This is a genomic window from Halomicrobium zhouii (assembly GCF_900114435.1).
Taxonomy (GTDB): domain Archaea; phylum Halobacteriota; class Halobacteria; order Halobacteriales; family Haloarculaceae; genus Halomicrobium; species Halomicrobium zhouii.
Genome location: NZ_FOZK01000001.1, coordinates 474,090 through 495,220, shown reverse-complemented (window position 1 = coordinate 495,220; position 21,131 = coordinate 474,090). Strand labels below are relative to the sequence as shown.

Annotated in this window: 24 protein-coding genes; 14 read left to right on the top strand and 10 right to left on the bottom strand. The window is 68.3% G+C overall.

Annotated elements, in window-relative coordinates:
* Window positions 1–34: 34 nt before the first annotated feature.
* The 4 genes from BM337_RS02395 to larE all read right to left on the bottom strand — a co-directional run bounded on the left by BM337_RS02395 (window position 35) and on the right by larE (window position 2,732).
* On the bottom strand, window positions 35–445 hold the full coding sequence (locus tag BM337_RS02395; protein WP_089813545.1) for a GNAT family N-acetyltransferase: 411 nt from the start codon (window positions 443–445) through the stop codon (window positions 35–37).
* Complete coding sequence (samp2, locus tag BM337_RS02390) at window positions 446–646, bottom strand: ubiquitin-like small modifier protein SAMP2 (RefSeq protein ID WP_089813543.1); 201 nt, start codon at window positions 644–646, stop codon at window positions 446–448. It lies immediately after the preceding gene.
* 43 nt (window positions 647–689) lie between these two features.
* A complete protein-coding gene (locus tag BM337_RS02385) occupies window positions 690–1,742 on the bottom strand; it encodes a bactofilin family protein (protein WP_089813540.1) in 1,053 nt (350 codons plus the stop codon).
* Between the two features lie 111 nt (window positions 1,743–1,853).
* Complete coding sequence (larE, locus tag BM337_RS02380) at window positions 1,854–2,732, bottom strand: ATP-dependent sacrificial sulfur transferase LarE (RefSeq protein ID WP_089813538.1); 879 nt, start codon at window positions 2,730–2,732, stop codon at window positions 1,854–1,856.
* Window positions 2,733–2,942: 210 nt separating this feature from the next.
* Between larE and BM337_RS02375 the strand changes: the two genes are divergently transcribed.
* The 7 genes from BM337_RS02375 to BM337_RS02345 all read left to right on the top strand — a co-directional run bounded on the left by BM337_RS02375 (window position 2,943) and on the right by BM337_RS02345 (window position 9,670).
* Window positions 2,943–3,719, top strand: coding sequence for a nucleotide-binding protein (locus BM337_RS02375; RefSeq protein ID WP_089813536.1), 777 nt, complete (start codon window positions 2,943–2,945; stop codon window positions 3,717–3,719).
* Between the two features lie 245 nt (window positions 3,720–3,964).
* Window positions 3,965–6,004: a helix-hairpin-helix domain-containing protein gene (locus tag BM337_RS02370; protein ID WP_089813534.1), complete on the top strand. Its 2,040-nt coding sequence runs from the start codon at window positions 3,965–3,967 to the stop codon at window positions 6,002–6,004.
* Window positions 6,005–6,365: 361 nt separating this feature from the next.
* The gene (locus BM337_RS02365) at window positions 6,366–6,518 is read left to right on the top strand and encodes a hypothetical protein (RefSeq protein ID WP_218155504.1); all 153 of its coding nucleotides are present in this window, start codon (window positions 6,366–6,368) and stop codon (window positions 6,516–6,518) included.
* Window positions 6,519–6,577: 59 nt separating this feature from the next.
* Window positions 6,578–7,039 carry a plastocyanin/azurin family copper-binding protein gene (locus tag BM337_RS02360; RefSeq protein WP_089813532.1) on the top strand — a complete coding sequence of 154 codons (462 nt, stop codon included), beginning with the start codon at window positions 6,578–6,580 and terminating at the stop codon, window positions 7,037–7,039.
* 143 nt (window positions 7,040–7,182) lie between these two features.
* Window positions 7,183–8,310: an ORC1-type DNA replication protein gene (locus BM337_RS02355; protein ID WP_089813530.1), complete on the top strand. Its 1,128-nt coding sequence runs from the start codon at window positions 7,183–7,185 to the stop codon at window positions 8,308–8,310.
* Window positions 8,311–8,386: 76 nt separating this feature from the next.
* A complete protein-coding gene (locus tag BM337_RS02350; protein ID WP_089813528.1) occupies window positions 8,387–8,908 on the top strand; it encodes a GNAT family N-acetyltransferase in 522 nt (173 codons plus the stop codon).
* A 57-nt stretch (window positions 8,909–8,965) separates the two neighbouring features.
* Window positions 8,966–9,670, top strand: coding sequence for a hypothetical protein (locus tag BM337_RS02345; protein WP_245778590.1), 705 nt, complete (start codon window positions 8,966–8,968; stop codon window positions 9,668–9,670).
* A 161-nt stretch (window positions 9,671–9,831) separates the two neighbouring features.
* Here the strand turns inward: BM337_RS02345 and BM337_RS02340 are convergent, their stop codons facing one another.
* The gene (locus tag BM337_RS02340) at window positions 9,832–10,404 is read right to left on the bottom strand and encodes an endonuclease dU (protein ID WP_089813526.1); all 573 of its coding nucleotides are present in this window, start codon (window positions 10,402–10,404) and stop codon (window positions 9,832–9,834) included.
* Window positions 10,404–10,589, bottom strand: coding sequence for a DUF5786 family protein (locus BM337_RS02335; protein ID WP_089813525.1), 186 nt, complete (start codon window positions 10,587–10,589; stop codon window positions 10,404–10,406). Before BM337_RS02335 ends, BM337_RS02340 begins: the two co-directional genes overlap by 1 nt.
* A 105-nt stretch (window positions 10,590–10,694) precedes the next feature.
* Here BM337_RS02335 and BM337_RS02330 point away from each other — a divergent pair, with 105 nt between their 5' ends.
* On the top strand, window positions 10,695–11,306 hold the full coding sequence (locus BM337_RS02330; RefSeq protein WP_089813523.1) for an MBL fold metallo-hydrolase: 612 nt from the start codon (window positions 10,695–10,697) through the stop codon (window positions 11,304–11,306).
* 55 nt (window positions 11,307–11,361) lie between these two features.
* On the opposite strand, the gene BM337_RS02325 is transcribed toward BM337_RS02330, so the two are convergent.
* Entirely contained in the window at window positions 11,362–11,511 is a 150-nt protein-coding gene (locus BM337_RS02325; RefSeq protein ID WP_089813521.1) for a 50S ribosomal protein L40e, read from the bottom strand.
* Between the two features lie 182 nt (window positions 11,512–11,693).
* Here BM337_RS02325 and BM337_RS02320 point away from each other — a divergent pair, with 182 nt between their 5' ends.
* Both BM337_RS02320 and BM337_RS02315 read left to right on the top strand, forming a co-directional pair.
* Window positions 11,694–12,743 (top strand): hypothetical protein, encoded by a 1,050-nt coding sequence (locus BM337_RS02320; RefSeq protein WP_089813519.1) that lies wholly within the window; start codon window positions 11,694–11,696, stop codon window positions 12,741–12,743.
* Window positions 12,744–12,856: 113 nt separating this feature from the next.
* Window positions 12,857–14,743, top strand: coding sequence for a glycoside hydrolase family 9 protein (locus BM337_RS02315; protein WP_089813517.1), 1,887 nt, complete (start codon window positions 12,857–12,859; stop codon window positions 14,741–14,743).
* Between the two features lie 43 nt (window positions 14,744–14,786).
* Here the strand turns inward: BM337_RS02315 and BM337_RS02310 are convergent, their stop codons facing one another.
* Window positions 14,787–15,332: a DUF367 family protein gene (locus tag BM337_RS02310; protein ID WP_089813515.1), complete on the bottom strand. Its 546-nt coding sequence runs from the start codon at window positions 15,330–15,332 to the stop codon at window positions 14,787–14,789.
* A gap of 217 nt (window positions 15,333–15,549) precedes the next feature.
* On the opposite strand from BM337_RS02310, the gene BM337_RS02305 reads away from it, so the two are divergent.
* The 3 genes from BM337_RS02305 (at window position 15,550) to BM337_RS02295 (ending at window position 18,105) form a co-directional block, all read left to right on the top strand.
* Entirely contained in the window at window positions 15,550–17,310 is a 1,761-nt protein-coding gene (locus tag BM337_RS02305; RefSeq protein ID WP_089813513.1) for a redoxin domain-containing protein, read from the top strand.
* Window positions 17,311–17,399: 89 nt separating this feature from the next.
* Window positions 17,400–17,726 (top strand): nuclear transport factor 2 family protein, encoded by a 327-nt coding sequence (locus BM337_RS02300; RefSeq protein WP_089813511.1) that lies wholly within the window; start codon window positions 17,400–17,402, stop codon window positions 17,724–17,726.
* A 109-nt stretch (window positions 17,727–17,835) separates the two neighbouring features.
* Entirely contained in the window at window positions 17,836–18,105 is a 270-nt protein-coding gene (locus tag BM337_RS02295; protein WP_089813509.1) for a PRC-barrel domain-containing protein, read from the top strand.
* Between the two features lie 24 nt (window positions 18,106–18,129).
* Here the strand turns inward: BM337_RS02295 and BM337_RS02290 are convergent, their stop codons facing one another.
* Complete coding sequence (locus BM337_RS02290) at window positions 18,130–18,312, bottom strand: hypothetical protein (RefSeq protein ID WP_089813507.1); 183 nt, start codon at window positions 18,310–18,312, stop codon at window positions 18,130–18,132.
* Window positions 18,313–18,333: 21 nt separating this feature from the next.
* A complete protein-coding gene (serS, locus tag BM337_RS02285) occupies window positions 18,334–19,716 on the bottom strand; it encodes a serine--tRNA ligase (protein WP_089813505.1) in 1,383 nt (460 codons plus the stop codon).
* Window positions 19,717–20,159: 443 nt separating this feature from the next.
* On the opposite strand from serS, the gene BM337_RS02280 reads away from it, so the two are divergent.
* Entirely contained in the window at window positions 20,160–21,068 is a 909-nt protein-coding gene (locus tag BM337_RS02280; RefSeq protein ID WP_089813503.1) for an MBL fold metallo-hydrolase, read from the top strand.
* Window positions 21,069–21,131: the final 63 nt, after the last annotated feature.

The window sequence follows — 21,131 nt, the reverse complement described above, 5'->3', positions numbered from 1 at the left end:
GTCCAGATATAATCGTTTCGGGTGACACGCCAGTTCAGGGCCGTTCCGGGGTCCACAGGCCCCTGTATCGGTCTGGGTCGGCCGTCGGCTCGACGTCGAACCCCAGCCGTTCGTAGAACGGCCGGACGCCGGCGTCGAACTCGGCGACGAGGCGGTCTCGGCGGGCGGCGGCGGCCTCGACCAGTTCGGTTCCGATCCCCTGCCCGCGACGGTTCCGCCGGACCGCGACGGCGTCGATCCGGTCCCCGTCGAGGACGAGCGCGCCGAGGACGGTGGCGTCCGTTTCAGCCGTATCGTCGCTGCTACTGTCCGTACTCGTCGCCACGAGGACGGCGCCCTGGTCGAGACACTCGCGGAGTAAATCGTGGTCGACCGCTAGCGCGGCGCCGTCGAGGACGTTGCGGACGGCCGCGACCTCGCCGGGATCGGCCTCGCGGACCCGCATCTACCCGCCCTTGATGAGGCGGACGACGCGGACGTGGTCGGCGTCGACCGGCTGGTCCTCCGGGACGGTGTGGCCGTCGACCATCACCGAGACCGCGTGGGGGCTCAGGTCGACGGCGGCGAGCAGGTCTGCGTAGGTGGCGTCGTCGTCGACGGCCACGTCGTGGCTGTCCTCGCCAACGACGTCGACGGTGACGTTCATGGCCGACGATTGGCTGCGACGGCCTTGAGCGTGTCGTCACCCATCAGATCGGGTCGGTGGCGGCGGCCGGCGCGGCCTCGCCCCGGTTCCGGTAGCCCTCCCAGATGCCGAGGACGAGGGCGCCGAACCCGAGCACCAGCACGACGGTCTGGACGAGCTGGCCGAGCAGGGGGACCAGTCCGACCAGCGCGACGACGGCGACGCCGACGACCAGCGCGAGCCAGCGGTTGTCCAGGCCCGCCTGCGACAGCAGCCACTCGCCGAGCGCGTAGCGGCCGTACACCGAGGCGGCCCAGAGCACCACCAGGAAGAGGAGGAGCCCGGCCAGCGACAGCGGGATGCCGATGAACGTGACGAACAGCAGGACGAGCCCGACCACGACCCCGAGCGCGACGAGCATGCCGATACCGCCGGTCCGGACCGGGTCCCCCGCGACGCGGTCCGCGACCTCGGTCGAGAACCGCGGGAAGGCGAACAGCAGGACGGCGCCGAGCAGGAGCGTCGCGAGCGCGCCGTAGACCTGGAACACCGGGCCCGCGAACGACGGGACCGGGCCGCCACCGGTCTGGATACTCTCGTCTCGGGTGACCGTCCCCTCGACCGTCGCGCCGTCGGCCCGCGAGAGGTCGCCGTTGTAGGTGAGGTTCCCCTCGATGCGGGCGTCCGGGCCGAGCGTTATCGTGTCGGCGCCCAGTTCCGCGTCGCCGCCGACGACCCCGTCGACGTAGATGGAGCCCGCGCCGGCCTGGAGCGAGCCGCCGATCCGGCCGGTGTCGGCCAGGCGGACGGAACCACCGCCGGCCTCGACGTCGCCCGTGACGTTGCCCGCGATCTCGATGGAGCCGCCGGACATCTCGACGTCGCCCTCGACGGTGCCCGACTCGGCGATGCGCACGTCCCCGCCCGCGGTCGTCAGGTCGCCCGCGACGGTGCCGCGGACGACGACTGAGCCGGCGAAGGCCTCCAGGTCGTCGTCGACGGTCTCGCCCTCCTCGACGACGACGGTGCCGCCGCTGCGCGTCTCGGCCGCCGCGACCGCCGGGAGGGAGGCGAGCAGTGCGACGAGGACGATCAGCGTGAGCGCTGTGCGAGTCATTCGATCGAATTTTCTCACGGACCCCCTATAAAATCGCGAGCGGAGTTTCCGGCGCTGAAAGCGTGCGCCACGGCGTCGAACCGGCACCGTCGAACCGCGTCCGGTCCTCCGTCAGTCCTCGGTCGCCGTCGGGTAGTCGGTGCCGAGCAGGTCGTCGGCCGAGGCGGACTCGTCCTCGGCCTCGGCGGCCGGGCTCACGCTCCCGGTCTGGTAGCCGTGCAGGTCCAGCGTGACGTGGTCGAAGCCGACGTCGGCGATGTGGTCCCGGGCCGCCCGCACGAAGTCCGGATCCAGCGCCACGTCGAGTTCCTCCTCGCCCACTTCGATGCGGGCGAGGCCGTCGTGGTCGCGCACGCGGAACTGCTCGAAGCCCCAGGTCCGCAGGAGTCGCTCGGCCTTCTCGACGCGGGAGAGGCGGTCCTCGGTGACCTCCAGGCCCGTCGGGATGCGCGAGGAGAGACACGCCATCGAGGGTTTGTCCGCGACCGAGAGGCCGTACTCGCGGGCGATCTCTCGCACTTCCTCCTTGGTGATGTCGTGTTCGAGGAGGGGCGAGTAGGCGTTCAGTTCCTCCACGGCGCGGAGGCCGGGCCGGTGGCCCTCGCCGGGGTCGGAGGCGTTGGTGCCGTCGCAGACGACGTCGATGCCCTGCTCGCGGGCCTCGTCGTACATGGCCGAGAGGCGCATCGACCGGCAGTGGTAACAGCGCTCGTCGTCGTTGGCGACGAACTGCTCGCTGTCGAGTTCGGAGAACTCGACGATCTCGTGGCGGATGCCGATCTCCTCGGCGACGCGGTTGGCGTCCTCGAGTTCGGCCGCCGGGAGCGTCTCGCTCTTGGCGGTGCAGGCGACGGCGTCGTCGCCGAGCGCGTCGTGGGCGATGGCGGCGACGACCGAGGAGTCGACCCCGCCGGAGAAGGCGATCAGGACGGCGTCACGCTCGGCGAGGTCGGCGCGAGCAGCGTCGAGTTTGGCCGCGACGGCAGTCATGGGCTGTCGTTCGGTACGCGGAGAGAAAAGTCCGTTGCGTCTCGCGTCGTGTCTCCGGACGGTTGACACGACGGCGTCCGCCGTGACTACGGCCCCGGTCAGACGGCCGCCAACAGCCGTCTTCTCCCCGCAGATCCCGGCGACGTCCGGCGGTCCGATGACGTGCGTCATACGCACTTTTACAACCGAGAATCGCGAACTCACAGCCCCATGGGGGTCTATACCATCGCGGGCGGCAAGGGCGGCGTCGGCAAGTCCACGACGACGGCGTCGCTCGGCGTCGCGTTGCACGACGCCGGCTTCGACGTCGTCCTGGTCGACGCCGACCTGGCACTGCCGAACCTCGCCGAGGTCCTCGGCGAGCCGACCGAATCGGGAATCCACTCGGTACTGGCGGGCGAGGTGGTCGTCGACGACGTCCTCGTCGCGGTCGACGACGGGCCGGACCTGGTCGCCGGCGGCCAGACCATCGAACACTTCGAGCAGGCCGACCCGGCGAACCTGCAGGCGGTGGTCGACCCGCTCGACGACGAGTACGACGTCGTCCTGGTCGACACCGGCGCGGGGCTGAGCCACGAGGCGCTCGTCGCGACGGGGCTGGCCGACGGGACCGTGCTGGTGACGACGCCACACGAGGAGGCCGTCGACAACGTCGCCAAGACCGCCGAGTTCGTCGACCACGCCGAGGCGACGGTACTGGGCGCCGTGGTGACGCGCACGACTGCGGACACCGACCTCGGCGACGTCGCCGGCCGACTCGGCGTCCCCCTCCTCGGCGCGGTTCCGGAGGACGCCGCCGTCGACGCGGCGCCCGCCACCACCGGCCCGGCGGGTGACGCCTACCGCTCGCTCGCGTCGACGCTCGTGACCTGCCACGACGGCTGGGAAGACAGTGAGGAGGGAGCCGTCGACGCCCCCGCGAGCGTGGCCCTCGACGCCCCCCAGCGACGCGGGGCGACCGGAACCGAGAGCGTCTCGGCGGACTAGTCGCGTCGGCGTCCGGCCGAACTGCGTGAGGCCGGGCTCGGGAGACGAGCGGAGCGAGTCTGCCGGCGTCCACGCGAACGGAGTGAGCGTGGGCTCGACGGACGACCAACGGGAGTCAGCCGGCGTCCGGCCGAACTGCGTGAGGCCGGGCTCGATAGACGAACAAAGTGAGTCTATCGGCGTGCGACCGGACGCGTGAGAGCGACAACCCTTTTGCCGAACGGGCGGGTACCCGGTCACAGTTGATGGACCTCGAATCGGTCTCCGGCGTCGGCAGCAAGACGGCCGACGCGCTCGCCGAACTCGACGACCCGGAGCGCGCGCTCCGCGAGGGGGACGTGGCCGAACTGGCCCGCGCGCCCGGGATCAGCGAGGGGCGGGCTGCCCGCATCGCCCGCGCGGCCATCCGGGACGGCCACGACGACCCCGGCGGCTTCCTGGCGACCGACCGTGCCCGCGAACTCTACCGGGACGCGCTCGACCTGCTCCAGGCGCGGACCGTCACGGACTACGCCGCCAAACGCCTGGAGACGATCTATCCCAGTTCGGTGCCCGCGCGCATCGAGGAGGTCCGCGAGTTCGCCGAACGTGCGATGGACCGCGAACCCGATACCGACGTGCTGGCCGCCCTGGAGGACGTCGAGCCACTCGTCGAACCCGGCGACGTCCGCGTCAGGGACCGGTGTCTCGCGACGAGCGACGCCGAGCGCTACGCCGAAGCCCAGTCCGCGATTCCTGAGATATCGGTCGAAATCGTCGACGACACGCGTCAGCTCGCCGAGCTCGGGCGCAGCTATGCGACGGTGGTCGCGCTCGACGAGTCCTTCGCCGGCGTCGAGGTGGAGGGCGACGTCCGCGTCGAACCGGACGCCCTGGAGACCCCGGCCGACGTCGTTCCCGAGCGCCCGCTGGCCTTCTTCGCACGGAACCGGGACCGGTTGCAGGCGGCGGTGAACGTCCATCGAGCCGCGGGCCTGGACTCGCCCTGCGATCTGGACGCGCTCGAATCCGCACTCGACCGTCTCGACGAGGACGGCGGCGTCCGCGACGACGGCGAACTCGACCGCCTGTCGACGGCCGTCGACGACCTCGACGCCGCGGTGTCGACGGCCGAATCGGTGGCCAACGACCACCTGCGGGAGGCCATCGAGGAACGGGACGTCACCATCGAGGGGACCGACCTGCTGTCGCTGGTCGAACGAGGCGCCGGCGTCGACTCCCTGCTCTCCCGGGAACTGGCCGACGAGTACGACCGCGCCGTCGAGAAGGCCCGCGACCACCTCGTCGACGCGCTCGACCTGCGGGACGCGGAGTCGACGGCGCGGATGGCTGTCCCCGACGAGCCGACCTACCCCGTCGACCGCGACGAGGGCGCGGTGTCGCGCCTGCGCGAGGAGCTGACGACTGCGCGAGACCGCCGGGCGGCCCGCCTCAAGCGCGAGGTGGCCGGCGACCTGGCGGGCCTGCGCGCGGACGCCGAGTCGCTGGTCGACGCCGCCCTCGAACTCGACGTGGAACTGGCCGTCGCCCGGTTCGCCGCGGACTTCGAGTGCGCGATGCCCGCCGTGGGCGGGGTCGACGGGGAGCCCGAGGAAGAACCGGGCTTCGCCATCGAGGGCGGGCGCTCGCCGCTGCTGGACGTCCCCTTCGACGACGTCGACCCGGTCGACTACCGCGTCGAGGGGATGGCCATCCTCTCGGGCGTCAACAGCGGGGGGAAGACCTCCACCCTGGACCTGGTGGCGCTGGTGACCATCCTGGCCCACATGGGCCTGCCCGTCCCCGCCGCGTCGGCCCGCGTCGAACGCGTCGCGGAACTCCACTACCACGCCAAGACCCAGGGCACCCTCGACGCCGGCGCCTTCGAGGCGACGCTGCGGGACTTCAGTGGACTGGTGACGGATATCAGTTCGGACCGACCGATCATGGTGCTCGTCGACGAACTGGAGAGTATCACCGAACCCGGCGCCGCCGCGACAATCATCGCCGGCATCCTCGAAGCGCTGGGCGAGCGCAACGCGACGGGCGTGTTCGTCTCCCACCTCGCGGGCGACGTCATCGACGCCGCCGGCACCGACCTCACCGTCGACGGCATCCAGGCCGAGGGACTGGTCGAGGGCGAACTCCGGGTGAACCGCTCGCCGGTCAAGGGGACGCTCGCGCGCTCGACGCCGGAGCTGATCGTGGAGAAGCTAGCAGACGGCGAGCGAACGGCGGCGAACGGCGGCGAGCCCGAAGCTGGGGCCGGTTTCTACGACGATCTGTTGGCGAAGTTCGAGGAGTAGGACGGTCTGAGCGGAGCGAAGACCGTCGAAACGGCGAACGGGGAGCGAAGCGACCCGTGAGGAGTAGGGTGGTTCCGAACGGAGTGAGGAACCACCTATATGCCGAACGGCGACCGCAGGGAGCCGTGAGGCAGGCCGGGCCCTCGCTTCGTGCTGACCCGGCTCGAGTCCAACCGCAGCGACGCATTCAAAATCGCACGACAGCGATGGATTCGACTATCCCGTCGCCCGCTAGCTTTACGCCAGCAGGCCACCTACGTGTAGTACGTTGCCATCCCACACAGCCATGGACAGACAGCACCGACGACTGGCGGGTGAGTGCGCCGATCTCAGAGAGCGGCTCGCGCAGACGGAGGATCGCGTGGAACAGCTACAGAACACTCTGCAGGCCGTCGCCCGGGAGACCGGCATCGCCTCGGTCACGCATCCCTGTCGGCGGTGCGAACGGAGCCTGCTGCTCGTCCGGGACGGACAGCTCTACTGTCCGAACTGTCGGTACGGCCGGACGGTCTGACCGGGCGCGGCGATGCACCGACCGAAAGGTACCTGTCCGGGGCGGCCCGTTCCACGGGCATGCGACGACGGACACTGCTGGGGACGATAGCCGGGTCTTCGCTCGCGGGGCTCGCGGGCTGTAGTAGCGACGGCGACGACGGGTCGGGCGGTGACGGCGGCGACGGATCGGGCGACGATTCGGGCGACGGCGGCGCCGAAGGGAACGAAGTCGCGGTCGCTCCCGGCGGGTCGCTCACGTTCTCGCCGGAGACGATCAGCGTCTCGACGGGAACGACCGTGACGTGGACGTTCGAGAGCCCCACGCACAACGTCTCCTGTAATCCCGACCACGACAGCGCCGGCGCGGTGTCGCTGCCCGAGGACGCCGAGCCCTTCGCCTCCTACGAGGGGGACGACCGCTTCGCCACGAACGAGGAGGGCGAGACCTTCGAACACACCTTCGAGGTCGAAGGGACGTACGACTACGTCTGCGTGCCCCACGTCACCAGCGGGATGGTCGGGACCGTGGAAGTGGAGTAGTTCGGACGTCGGTTTCTGCGAACGGAGTACGGCTAGCGTGCGATTGTCACGCGTTCCCGCGATCGGCCCCATCGCCCTCTTGCGGTTTCACTTTCACCGTAAGTGGTAAATCGTTAAGTGTCGCCAGCACCCCAGTGAAAGTGATGAGCGACGACCCCGGAGACGATATGCTCGGGTGGGACGAGTCCGTGTTCCGCAACGAGCACGTCTTCGAGATCGACTACCTCCCCGAGACGTTCAAACACCGGGAGACGCAGATGGAGACGCTCAAGTACTCGCTGCGGCCCGCGGTCCGGGGCTCCCGGCCGCTGAACGTCATCGCCCGGGGGCCGCCCGGGACCGGCAAGACGACGGCGACGCAGATACTCTTCGACGAGTTGCGCGCCCAGACGGAGGTCCAGGCGGTGCGGGTCAACTGCCAGGTCGACTCCACCCGCTACGCCGTGTTCTCGCGGCTCTTCGCCGAGATATTCGACTACGAGCCGCCGTCGTCGGGCATCTCCTTCAAGAAGCTCTTTTCGCAGATCACCGACCGCCTCGTCGAGCGCGAGGAAGTGCTCGTGGTCGCGCTGGACGACGTCAACTACCTCTTCTACGAGTCGGAAGCCAGCGACACGCTGTACTCGCTGTTGCGTGCGCACGAGGCCCACTCGGGCGCGAGGATCGGCGTCATCGGCATCTCCTCGGACCTCGACCTGGACGTCATCGACGAACTCGACACGCGCGTCCAGAGCGTCTTCCGCCCCGAGGAGATCTACTTCAACAAGTACGACCAGACCGAGATCGTCGACATCCTCAGAGAGCGCGTCGACCGGGGCTTCCACGAGGGCGCCGTCGGCACGCAGGTGCTGGACCGGGTGGCCGAGTTCACCGAGGAGCAGGGCGGTGACCTCCGGGTCGGCATCGACCTCCTCCGGCGAGCCGGGATGAACGCCGAGATGCGGGCCTCGCGCTCCGTCGAGGCCCAGGACGTCGAGAAGGCCTACGACAAGTCGAAGTACGTCCACCTCTCCCGGCGGCTGGGCGAACTCACCGACTCCGAGAGCGCGCTCGTCGAGGTCATCGCCGAGAACGACGGCGAGCGCGCCGGCGACATCTACGAGGCGTTCAACGACCAGACCGACCTGGGCTACACGCGCTACTCGGAGATCATCAACAAGCTCGACCAGCTGGGTATAATCGAGGCAAGCTACACCAACGTCGAGGGACGCGGCCGCTCCCGGGAGCTGACGTTGCAGTACGATTCGGACGCCGTGCTGGAGCGGCTGTAGCGCCGGCGGTGGCCGGTGTGTGGGGAAGTGCCACGCGACGGCAACCGTTATTCCGCTCGTGTGAGCAGTCGTCGGCATGCCAGGACCTGCGTTTCTCGCCGGCGACCGCCTGACCCTTCGGACGGTGACGCCCGACGACTGCGAATTCATCGCGAGCCAGTGGAACAGCCCGCAGATTCGGCGATACACCAGCCAGCACGACCCCCAGTCCGTGGCCGACGTGCGCGAGATGGTCGAGGAGAGCGACGATAGCTTCGTGGATTTTCTCCCCTGTCGGGACGAGGACCCAATTGGCTACGCCTGGGCGTTCAACGTGAACGACGTGAGCGGTCACGGCGAAATCGGCTACTGGATCGTCGAGTCGGAGCGCGGACAGGGGTACGCCACGGAGGCCGTCGACTTGCTGGCCGAGTGGGCGTTCCACGACCGGCAACTCCACCGGATCCAGGCCCGCGTGTTCGCGGGCAACGAGGCGTCGATGCGCGTCCTGGAGAAGGCCGGGTTCGAACGCGAGGGCACCATGCGGGAGGCCTACCGCGTCGAGGGTGAGTTCGTCGACGCGGCGCTGTTCGGCCTGCTCGCACGCGAGTGGGAGTGATGAATTCTATCTGACAGTGGAGAAGGTACATAAAGGATCGTGCGTAACGAACGGTCGATGAGTAACTCATTCGAACACGACGCGATGGGCGGACACGCGACGCCGTCGCTCAACCTCGGCAAGATCACCGGGATGGCCACGGCGCTGGTCGTCCTCAACGTCGTCCTGATGCTGGTGCTGGCCTACGCGGTGGGCCCCATCGCACAGCTGCTGTTCTCGAACTTCTTCATCGGCATCGCCGTCTTCGTCGTCACCGTCGGGGGCGGGTTCTGGGTCGCCAACAAGGGAGTCCAGAGCGGGAACTACCCGCTGGCCGGCGTCGGCGTGACGATGATTCAGGCCGGCTACGGCCTGTTCGGCGCGGCCATCCTCGCCGCGTTCGGCGGCCAGCAGGGGCTCTGGATCCCGGCGCTTGCCATCACCGCTGTCATCACGGGCCTCATCACGGCGGTCGTCGCCCTCGTCGTGTTCAAGACGGACCACTCCTTCGCCAACTGGCAGAAGTACTCCTGGGGCTTCTTCATCGGCGGATTCGCGCTCGGTGCGGTCGGCTTCTTCATCAACCCGATGCTCATGCTGGTCGCCGGCTTGCTGTTCTTCCTCGGCTTCGTCGTCGACCTGACCTACGAGATCTGGGCCGTCAAAGCCAACCGCTACGAGAGCGACCTGCGCAACGCCCTCGGTATCTACGTCGCCGTCATGGGCGTGTTCGTCCACGTCCTGCAACTCGTCCTGCGCGTGCTCTCGATGCTGGATAACTGATTCCGAGACGGTTTTGCTGGACGCTCGCTAGGAGTCGACGAAAACACCGCAAACAGGGGAAAGCCCTCGGCCCGCTCGCGCCGTTCGCGCAACAGGTGGCGCCTAGCGCCACCCCGTCCGGCGCGAATCACGCTTCCTACCGCACGGCCGCCAGTTCGTCCTTAATCACCGCCTAAGCCATCGCGAACGAACTCGTCGGCGGCCCTGGCGGCCAGTCTCGCCACGCGGAGCGGTTCGGGTCGACCGCCTTCGGGCGTGAACCCACGGACCGCGTCGTTCGCCGCGTCGTCCCCGATGCCGACGTTGCGAACGAAGACGGTCTCGTCGTTGACCGAGAGTCGTCGGCGGTCGGGCTGGTCGTGATAGGTCGCCAGCCGGTCGCGGACGACGTCGGCGTCGTCGAGCGCCTCGCGGATGGCCGGTTCCAGGCCGAGGCTCTCCTCGAAGGCGACCGAGAGCACCGGGAGGTCAGTGGTTTCGTGGATCCGGTGCAGGTCGAGCACGTTGAACCAGGCGGGAGCGATGCCGGCGACGAAGAGGTACTGGACGTCTTCGCGATCGAGGCGGGCGACCAGGTCGCAGACGGCAGCGGTCGCGTCGCTGCCGCCGACGGTACAGCTCCCGAAAACGAAGCCGTCAGTGACCCTGTCCGCTCGCACGACGGTGCCGGCGAGCGTGCTGGTCTGGTCGCGATACGACTCAGCGACGCCGAGGGCGCGAGCCCCGGCCTTCATCACGTGTTCTCGTCGGTCTTGATGTCCTTCAGACGGTCCAGCAACTCGTCGTTCGAGGCCGTGAACTCGTACTCGACCTCGCCTTCGTGGGTGTTCTCGGCCGTGTCGACACCCTCGTCGTCTTCGAAGTCCGTGTCATACTCCTGATTATCTTGTTCCGATTCGTCGTAGCTCCCAAACCCCATACACGAAAGACTATGAGGTTCTTATTGAAAAATCACTCGCCGCAAAAGTTGGCAATCTTACACTACTTCGCCACACTCAAGCGGTGACCGGCCGACCACGTGTCCATGGCGGTCCACACTGTTACCGACGCCGCGGAGTCGTTCACCTGCAACGCCTACCTCGTCGACGGCGAAGTCACGACGCTGGTCGACGCCGGCGCCTACCCTGGCGTCGTCGACGCGATCAGAGACCACGTCGACGGCGTGGAGCGGGTCGTCCTCACCCACCAGCACGGCGACCACGTCGCGGAGCTGGATTCGGTCCTCGACGCCTTCGACGCCGACCTGTACGCCTACGGCGACCACCCGCGACGGGCCCAGAGGATCGAAGACGGCGACTCGGTCCAGATCGGCGACGAGGAATTCGAGGTGGTGTACACGCCGGGCCACGCCGACGACCACGTCTCGTTGGTCTCCGAGTCCGCGCTGTTCTCGGGCGACGTCGTGGTCCACGACGACGGCGCCTTCGACGACGGCAGTTTCGGCCGAACCGACATGGCCGGCCAGTCACGCGACCGGCTCGTCGAGTCTATCCGCCACCTGCTCGACCGCATGCCCCACTCCGTCGAGCAGATGTACTCGGGGCACGGCGGCGTGTTCGAGGGCGACGTCCGCGAGGTCGTCGAGCGCGCGCTCGAGCGGGCGGAGCGCAGAGAGCCGAAGTACCCCGACGAATAGGGAGAAGAGAGCTAGCGCTCGCGACTCGGAGAAGATCCGAACAGTGGCCGCAGAATCAGGTCGACCGCGGTTCGCTCGCTTTCGGCCGAAGCTTCTTGTACCCGCACTTGCGGCACTTCTCGGCACCGCCGGGGTTCCGGGCGTTACAGCGCATGCAGATCTGTTTGTTGAGGAGTCGCTCCGACGCTTGCTCGAACTTGGCCATACCCACCCTTGACGGGCCTGCGTGGTTAAGCGTTTCCGAATCCGCCTCTCGAGTCAATAGACGCGGAAACGACCGGAGAGGGACCTCGAACGACCTGAAAGCCCCACCCGGTAGTCTGATCAGTCGCGGATACTGGTCCCCTGGTCCACCGCCGTTAAGCCCCGGCAGCCCGACGTGCGAGTATGTACGACCGGGTCGCGGACCAGCCACTTACTATCGAAGGGTACGACCTCACCCGGCAGGAGAAGGACACCTCCAGCGGGTTCACACGGGTGACGACCACCGTCACGGTGCGCGGGGAGGGCGTCGAGGGGAAAGGTGAGGACGTCACCTACGACACCGAGGACCACGACGCGTTCGAAGCGTTCGACGCCGACCTGTCCGGCGAGTACACGCTCGACTCGTTCTCCGCGTTTCTCGACGACGTCGACCTGTGGCCCGAACCGCCACAGCGCGAGGCGTCCCGTCACTATCGGCGATGGGCCCTCGAGAGCGCGGCGCTGGACCTGGCCCTGAATCAGGCCGACACGGACCTCGGGAGCGCCCTCGGCCGGGAGTACGACCCGGTGCGGTTCGTCGTCTCGACGCGACTCGCCGAGGACGACGAGGGAACCCCGTCGACAGACCGGGTCGACCACTGGCTCGACGTCGACCCGGCGACGGAGTTCAAACTCGACCCGACGCCGGCGTGGGACGCGGACGTGGTCGCCCACCTGGCCGACACCGACGCCGTCCGCGTGGTGGACCTGAAGGCCCTCTACGAGGACTCGCAGGTCGAGACGCCCGTGGAACCGGCGTTCTATCGCCGTATCGTGACGGGGTTCCCCGACGCCGTCGTCGAGGACCCGGGCGTCACCGAGGAGACTCGCTCGGTGTTCGACGGCCACGAGAATCGGGTGTCGTGGGACTACCCCATCACCGGCGTCGAGAGCGTCGAGACGCTGCCGTTCGACCCCGAGTGGCTCAACTGCAAGCCCTCGCGGTTCGGCACCGTCGAGTCACTGCTCGACTTTCTGGCCTACTGCGAGCGAAACGGGATTTCACTGTACGGCGGCGGCCAGTTCGAACTCGACGTCGGTCGCGGCCAGATCCAGCTCCTGGCGTCGCTGTGCTATCCGGATGGGCCGAACGACGTCGCTCCCGGCGGCTACAACGCGCCGGAACCCCAGAGCGGACTCCCGCGAAGTCCGCTCGATCCGCCGTCCGATCCAGTGGGATTCCGGTGGGAGTAGCGGTCGTAGCGCGTGACGAACTGTCGGTCGAAACCAGCGGTACAGCGACCCATGTGGGACCACCAATAGCCTTTCGGCACAACCCTTTTGCTACCCTTCGGAAATGGGGTAGTATGTCCGACGAGCGGCGGTCGTTAGCCTCTCGGCGCGCGTACCTCGCCGCGAGCCTGGGAGGAGTCACGTCACTCGCCGGGTGTCCGAGTCCGTACGACCGGCGACGCGGCGTGCCGACCGAAACGGAGACGCCAACCGAGACAGCGACGCCGACCGAGACGCCCCAGCCGACGGTGACGGAGCCCGCGACGGTGGGCAAAGACGTGCTCGTCGACCAGGTCGGTTACCGCCCGGGCGACGAGAAGGTCGCCGTCGTCAGGACCCCCGCAGAGGCGTTCGACGTCGTCGACGTCGACAGCCGTTCGGTGGTCGAGAGCGGCGAACTCGGGGACGAGATCGACGACGAGTCCTCCGGTGACACCGTCCGGCAGGCGGACTTCAGCGACCTCTCTACCCCCGGGACGTACGCTCTCAGGACCGCAGACGGTTCGGCGGGGTCGTACACGTTTACCGTCGACGAGGGGGTCTACGGCGAGGCGCTCGCGGCGACGTGTCGCGCCTACACGCTCAGGCGGTCGAACACCGAAATCGACGACGACGTCACGGGGCTCGAACTGCGGCCCGGTCACACGCAGGACAGCGAGGCGAAGCTGTACTTCTCGGACGAGTTCCACGACGAGGGCGAGCAGATCGACGTCGCCGGTGGCTGGTACGACGCGGCCGACTACGGGAAGTACGTCCCCCTGGCAGCGGTGTCCGTCGCCCAGATGCTACTGGCACACGAGCGAAATCCCGCAGTCTTCGAATCGGGCCAACTGGGTATCGACGCGGCGCTGGCCGACGAGACGGCACCCGTCTGGCTGCCGGGCCTCCTCGCAGAGACGAGGTTCGAACTGGAGTGGCTGGAGAAGATGCAACGCGAGGACGGCGCCGTCTACCACAAAGTCGCCGGGACCGAGTGGCCATCGTTCGCCCCGCCGGCGGCGGACACCCAGCAGCGGTACGTGTTCGGCCTGTCGACGTTCGGCACCGCCCAGTTCGCCGGCGCGATGGCGCTCGCCGCCCGCGTCTACGAGGAGTACGACCCGGCGTTCGCTTCTCGCGCTCTCGAGAACGCGGAGGCGGCCTGGTCGTTCCTCCTCGACAACCCCGAGCCGTACTTCCGGCACGACGAGGGGCAGAACGGTGGCTCCAGCAGCTACCGGAATCCCGGCACACTGGGCGACGCCGGAGACCGTTTCTGGGCCGCGGCGGAACTGCTCAAGACGACGGGCGAGTCACAGTACGCCGACTACCTCGAACGCGAACACGCGGACCAGTTCTCGGCCAAACCCTGGCCGGTCGAGTGGTACAGGACGTTCCCGCTCGGTCAATGGGCCTACTACACCGCCGACGCGGCCGCGCCGGACCGGCGCTCGTCCGTCGAGGACGCGATTCTCGCGTACGCTGACAGCCAGGTCCAGCAGATCCGTCGGGACGGGTACAACGTCGCACTGACGGAGGGACAGTACTACTGGGGGTCGACGAGGGTCGCCATCGGCGAGGCGGTCCTCCTCCTCGTGGCGAACGCCGTCGAGGCCGACGAGGCGTACGTCGACGCGGCGCTCGACCAGGTCCACTACGTCCTCGGTCGGACGCCGACCACCAGGTCCTACGTCACGGGCGTCGGCAAGAACCCGCCGGAGCACCCGCACGACCGCATCAGCGCCAGTGCCGACGTCACCATCCCGGGCTACCTCGTCGGCGGCCCCAACAAGGACGGCGGCGACCCGGTGCTCGACGAGTACATCGAGTCCGAGCAACCGCCGCCGGCGAAGGCCTACGTCGACGACCAGGGAGCCTTCGCCGCGAACTCGGTGAGTACCGAGTACTCGGCCCCGCTGGTGTTCGCCCTCTCGCACTTCACTGTCGGCGACGCCGTACGGCCGCAGGCGGACGACGAGTGACGCTCGAGTGACTGGGCCAGTGACCGCGGCCCCGCGGTCGCCGTCAGGAGGATTCGGGTTCCCGGTCCGGGTCGTCCTCGGCGACCAGGTAGTCGTCCTGCACGGCGACGACCTCGCTGCTGTCCGCGCACTCCGCGTAGCGCCGGAGCGGTTCCTCGTTCAGTTCCAGGAAGGTGTGGCCCCAGGTGAACTTCGAGAGGATCTCCTCGGCGTGGTCGCGCTCGCCGAGTATACAGAGCGCGCCGGCGAAGGCCTCGACGGTGTTGAGCTGGAAGGCGGTGCCGTAGTTGACGGGGTTGGCGGCGACGAGGAAGGGGAGTGAACGGTGGATCCCCTCCAGGTCGAAGGCCTCGCGCTGGGCGGTCTCCCAGGAGCAATCGAGCGCGACGAGGCGGTCGTGGCGCTTGCCGTCGCCGGGCCCCGGGGCGTCCGCTGGCGAGAGCGCCTGGTCGGCGAAGGGGTTGAGGACGATGCCTGGCGGCGTCGAGCGGGTCGCCTCGTGTAGCTCTGCCAGGTCGAAGCGCGCGAGTTTTCGCGCGCTGCACTTCTTCGGGTCGTCGTCGCCCTCGTAGCGCACGTGTAGGTCCACGACGACCGGTAGGGGAGAGCGGGCTAAAAGCCCCACGAACGCCGATTCAGCGGCCGAAACGGGGTACTCGCCGAGCACCACGCGTCGTCACCCGTCGAGGGTCACCGACGCGCTCCGGTGAGTGAGGTTCTCCGCGACGAAAATCGACTCGCGCCGGGGATATCGGCCTCCGAATCGGCACGTACGCTTAAGTGCGGGAGCGAGAATGGTTTTGCCAGTGATCCCAGCGGGAACCGACGCACCGGAGTTCGAACTCCCGGGACTGGTCGACGGGGAACACCGCCGCGTCGCCCTCGGGGAGTTCCTCGGTGACGACGTGGTGATACTGGCGTTCTACCCGGCCGACTTCAACCCGGCCTGTGACTTCGACTCCGATCTCGACGAACTCGACCTGTTCACGATGCAGAAGGACGTCGAAGTGCTCGCTATCGGGCCGGACACCCTCTACAGCCACGCGGCCTTCGCCGACGAGTACGACCTGCACATCCCCCTCCTCTCGGATACCAGCCACGACGTCGCCGAGACCTACGGCGTCGACTTCGAGGACGACGTCGGCCAGCGACTGGTCGAACGGGCGGTGTTCGTCGTCGACCACGACGGCGTGATCCAGTACGCCTGGAGCACGCGCGACATGGCGGAACTCCCTCGCAGCGAGGAGATCAAGGACGCCATCGCCGACACCGGCGGCGACGACACCGCCTTCGCCCGCTACCGGGTCGGCCACGCCCACTACACCGAGGGGCGGCGGGCCTTCACCAGCGCGATGGGGTCGTACCGCGACTCGGAGTGGATGGTCGCCCAGTCGGACTTCAGGCGCGCCCGTGAGGAGTTCGAGGAGGCCGCCGACCACCTGGACAGTTCGGCCCGGTTCGTCGACGACGAGACGTTCGAGGCGTACTACGAGCGATCACAGGAGAAGGCGACGGCGCTGTGGCAGGCCGCCGACTGGCTGAGCAAGTCAGCCAGCGAGTACTCCAGCGGCCGCGGCGCGGAGGGCCAGCGCCTGCGCGACGACGCCGAGGGCCCCCTGGAGACCGCCCGCGACCTGGGCGAACCGGTCGACCCCGACGACTGGCCGCCCGACGAGGACGCCGACGACGAACACGATAGCTTCCTTCCCCAGGAAGCGGAGGGCGACAGCGCGCTGGCGGTCGACATCGACGAAGCCGCCGAGAGCGAAGCGGAAGGAGCCGAGGCAGAATTCGCCGGTACGGACGTCGACGGTGACGCCGAGGGGGAGGAGTCCGGCGGCGAAATCGACGACGCGGAACTCCAGGAGATCGAGGCCGAGCTCACCGCGAGTCAGCCCGACAATCCCGAAGGCGAGGAACTCGAGGAGGCGCCCACGAGCATGGTCGACGCGCCGCCCGAGCGGACGGACGAGCGGGTCGACGGGAGTGATGTCGGAGGCGACGACGGCGCCGAGGACGCTGGCGACGACGAGATCGACGACGACGACCTGAAGGAACTCGAGGCGGAGATGCAGGCGAGCCAGTCCGCCGCCGAGGCCGCCAACCGGGCCGCCGCGGACGAGGACCCGTCCGACGACGGCGAACGGGCGCCCCTCGACGACGACGGGGGCGGCGAACTGGACGGGGATGCGGACGGGGCGGACGACGGGGTGGACCCGCTCGCCGAGTCGCCCGACGACGCACCGGCGGACCCAGACGCCGACCTGTCGAGCGGCGGTTCGCCAGCGCCCGGCGCGTCCCGGTCGCTCGAACCCGCGGGAGGCGACGGATCCGGACCCGGCGGCGGCGACCCGCTGGAGCCAGACGGGAGCGACGATGCGCTGGACACCGACGGGCCGGGCGACGACGACGACGTCCTGGACGACGAGCCCCAGGGCGCCAGCGACGAGGACCTGGCCGACATCCCGACGGCCGAGGACCTGGCTGCGGACGAGGACGGGGAGGACGAAGACGGTGGAGACGAGGCTGACGAACCGAGCGACGAGAGCGGCGGTAGTGGCTACTGACCGCCGACGGATGCTGACCGCCGACGGACGCTGACCGCCAACGGACGCTGACCGCCGGATTGTAGTCGCTGGCCTCCGTCGTCGCTCGCATGGACCGGACGGCGATGGCCCGTGCGTACTACGACGCGCTCGACGACCAGACGTACGACCGCCTCGCCGACCTGCTGGCCCCCGACTTCGCCCAGTCACGGCCGGACCGCGCCTTCGAGGGGCGCGACCGTTTTCTCGAGTTCATGCGCGAGGAGCGGCCCCAGACCGACACCTCCCACCCCGTCGACGCCGTGTTCGAACGGTCAGACGGCGTGGCTGTCGAAGGGCGATTGATAGGGAGTGACGGAAACCTGATCGCGGCGTTCGTCGACGTCTTCGCCTTCGACGGCGACCGGATTGCCGAGATCCGCACCTACACACGGTGAGGAGGGGCGCTGGACGGTCGCTGCCGTCGAGCGAAACTGTCGTCCGGACGCGTCGGTCGTCACTGAACCGACCAGTTGTTTTAATTACTCTTCCTGCGCAGTCCGGATTATGCGACAGGTCCTCGCAACGCAGCTCTCCGACAGGCCGGTGATGGGCGCCGACGGCGAACGCCTCGGCACGGTGCACAACGTCACGATGAACACGACGACCGGCGAACTCGTCTCCGTCGTCGTCACTCCCGAGGGGGACCTCCACGGCTTCGACCGGACGGACGACGGACGCGTCCGCCTCCCCGCCTCCAGCATCCAGGGCCTCGACGACTACCTCGTCGTCAACCCCACGCGCGAGACGTGGAAAGGCGGCGAGGCCGAGTCGTGAGCTCGGTCGAGGTGAGGACGCTCCTTAGTCGAGTGCCGTAAGCAGCACCACGGTGAGCGCCGCGACGGCGGCCATGGCGACCGCCCAGCCCAGTCGGCCGGCGAGCCCGTCGGCCATCGACGTCGCGAACGAGACGACGCCGATGCCGACGGCTGTCCCCAGAGCCAGCTTCAGTTCGTCCCGCTCAACCTGCGAGAAATCGAACATCAGGACCGGTACTCGTTGTCGTTATTCCCCGTCGCCCTCGCCGACAGCGGTCTCGCCGATGGGGTCGTGGCCCTCGATGACTTCCTGGCCGCCCATGTAGGGCTGGAGCGCCTCGGGGACGTCGACCGTACCATCGGGGTTCTGGTAGTACTCCAGGATGGCGACGATGACGCGCGGCGCGGCGACGCCGCTGCCGTTGAGCGTGTGGAGGTACTCCGCCGACTCGTGGCGCTCGGGCCGGTAGTGGATGCCGGCGCGGCGGGCCTGGAACTCCTCGAAGTTCGAGACGCTGGAGACTTCGAGCCAGCGCCCGCCCTCCGCGGGGCCCTCGTCCATGTCGTCGCCGGGGGCCCACACCTCGACGTCGTACTTCTTGGCCTGGGTGAAGCCCATGTCGCCGGTGCACATGTCGAGCACGCGGTAGGGGAGTTCCAGGCGGTCGAGGACCTCCGTCGCCTCGTCGAGGAGCCCCTCCAGGCGGTCGTAGCTCTCCTCCGGGCGGACGAAGTTGACGAGTTCGACCTTGTTGAACTGGTGAACGCGGACGTAGCCCCGGGTCTCCGTCCCGTGCTCGCCGGCCTCGCGGCGGAAGTTCGGGCTGAAGGCCTGGTGTTTGACCGGCAGGTCGTCGTCCAGCAGAATCTCGTCGCGGTACATGTTGGTGACCGGCACCTCCGCCGTCGGGAGCAGCCACAGGTCGTCGTCGTCGTAGTCGTCGCCGTGGCGAGCGCCGACGCGGTATGCGTCCTCGTCGAACTTGGGAAGCTGGCCCGTCCCGCTCATCGACGCGCTGTTGACCGGGATGGGCGGGGAGACCTCGACGTACTCCTGCTCGCGGTGGACGTCGAGCATGAACTGGATGAGGGCCCGTTCCAGGCGCGCGCCGTCGCCCTTGACGAACTGGAACCCGCCGCCGGTGACCTTGGCGCCGCGCTCGAAGTCCAGGATGTCCAGTTCCTCGCCCAGGTCGTAGTGGGGCACGACCTCGTCGGGGAGGTCCCGGAGGTCGTCGAACCCCTCGCGATAGCGCTCGACGTTGTCCGACTCGTCCTCGCCGACGGGGACGGAGTCGTGAGGGACGTTGGGAATTTCGAGGAGTCGTTCCTCTAATTCCGCTTCGAGTTCGTCGGCCCGGTCCTCGACGTCCTGGAGTTCTTCCTTGATCTCCGAGGAGCGCTCGATGGCCGCCTGGGCCTGCTCCTCCTCGCCCTCGCGCTTGTACTCGCCGATCTGGCTGGAGACCTCGTTGCGCTGGTGGCGCAGGTCGTCGCCGTGGGCTTTCAGCTCCCGCCACTCCTCGTCGATCTCGAGGATCTCGTCCAGGTCGACGCCGGTGACGCCCTTGTGCTCGATGGCGTCCCGCACGACGTCGGGGTTCTCCCGGACGAACTGCCTGCTCAACATGTCTCGGGATTCTCGGGCGCTCTCCGTATACGTGTCGATGGTGAGTCGGCGTGTGACACAGCAGTACAGAGGGAAGTCGGTGCGATGACGTGCGTATCATAGTGGAACGCCCACTGCCCGCTACCACCGAATAAAAACTTCAGTCGTTTTCTTTGAATCGGGCGGGGTCCAATTCGATCTACTTTGATCTGACGGAGGCAATATCCAAACTTTCGCCATTTTCTTTGGATCTCCCGCCGGCCGGCCCTGCCGACTGTGGGTCCTCGACGGCTGATCCAAACTTTGGACGCTAACTTTGCTTTCGCCGATGGTGGGAAATTTACAGTATAACCCCGTCGACTGCACAGCAGCACTCACGTCAGCACGATTGAGAACCACGTGACCGTTCACCGGACGGCCCGCCGACACCAACGCTTAACCAGCGGCCACCCGGGAGTGCAGACATGGCAATCGGGGACGTCACGCACGCGAGCGAGGTGCACGAGGACCTGTGGTACGTCGACACCGGGATGTACGGCGTCGAGGAGTACGGCTCGGTGTACGTGATCGACGCCGAGCGTCCCGCCGTGGTCGACACGGGCCTGGGGACGAACTACGAGCGCGTGCTCGACGCCGTCGAGGCGGCGGGGATCGACCCGGAGGACGTCGAGGTCATCGCGGCGACCCACGTTCACCTCGACCACGCGGGCGGGGCGGGGTTCCTGGTCGAGGAGTTCGAGGACGCGGCGGTGTACGTCCACGAGAGCGGTGCGCGCCACCTCGTCGACCCCGAGCGGCTCTGGGAGGGGACGAAGGCGGCGGTCGGCGACCAGATCCAGTACTACGTCGAACCCGAGCCCGTGCCGGAGGACTGGATCGTCGAGATCGAGGACGGCGACCGGATCGAACTGGGCGACCACGCGCTGGCGGTCCACCACGCGCCGGGGCACGCGCCCCACCAGGTCGTCTTTCACGACCCCGAAATCGACGGGGTGTTCACGGCCGATGCGGCGGGCATCTACAGCCCGTCGACCGACGAGGTCCACGTCACGAGCCCGCCGTCGAACTTCGACCTGGAACGGGCGCTGGACGACGTCGAGACGCTCGAAGCGATCGACCCCGAATGGCTGCTGTACGGCCACTTCGGACCGGCACGGACGGCCGGTCGCCTCGACACCTACGCCGAGATTCTGTCCGCGTGGGTGGCCGACGTCGAGTCGGCCCGCGACGAACTGGGTGACGACGACGCCGTCATCGAGCGGTTCAGGGAGACGGTCGACACGCCCGACATCTGGGGCGAGGAGAAGTCGGCCGCCGAGGTGGGGATGAACGTCCGCGGCGTGTTGACGTATCTGGACCGCAGGGAGTCCTGAGAGCGGCCCGGTCACCGACGCGGTCAGACGGGTTTTATACGGGAGAGACTGGAAGAGCGTAGT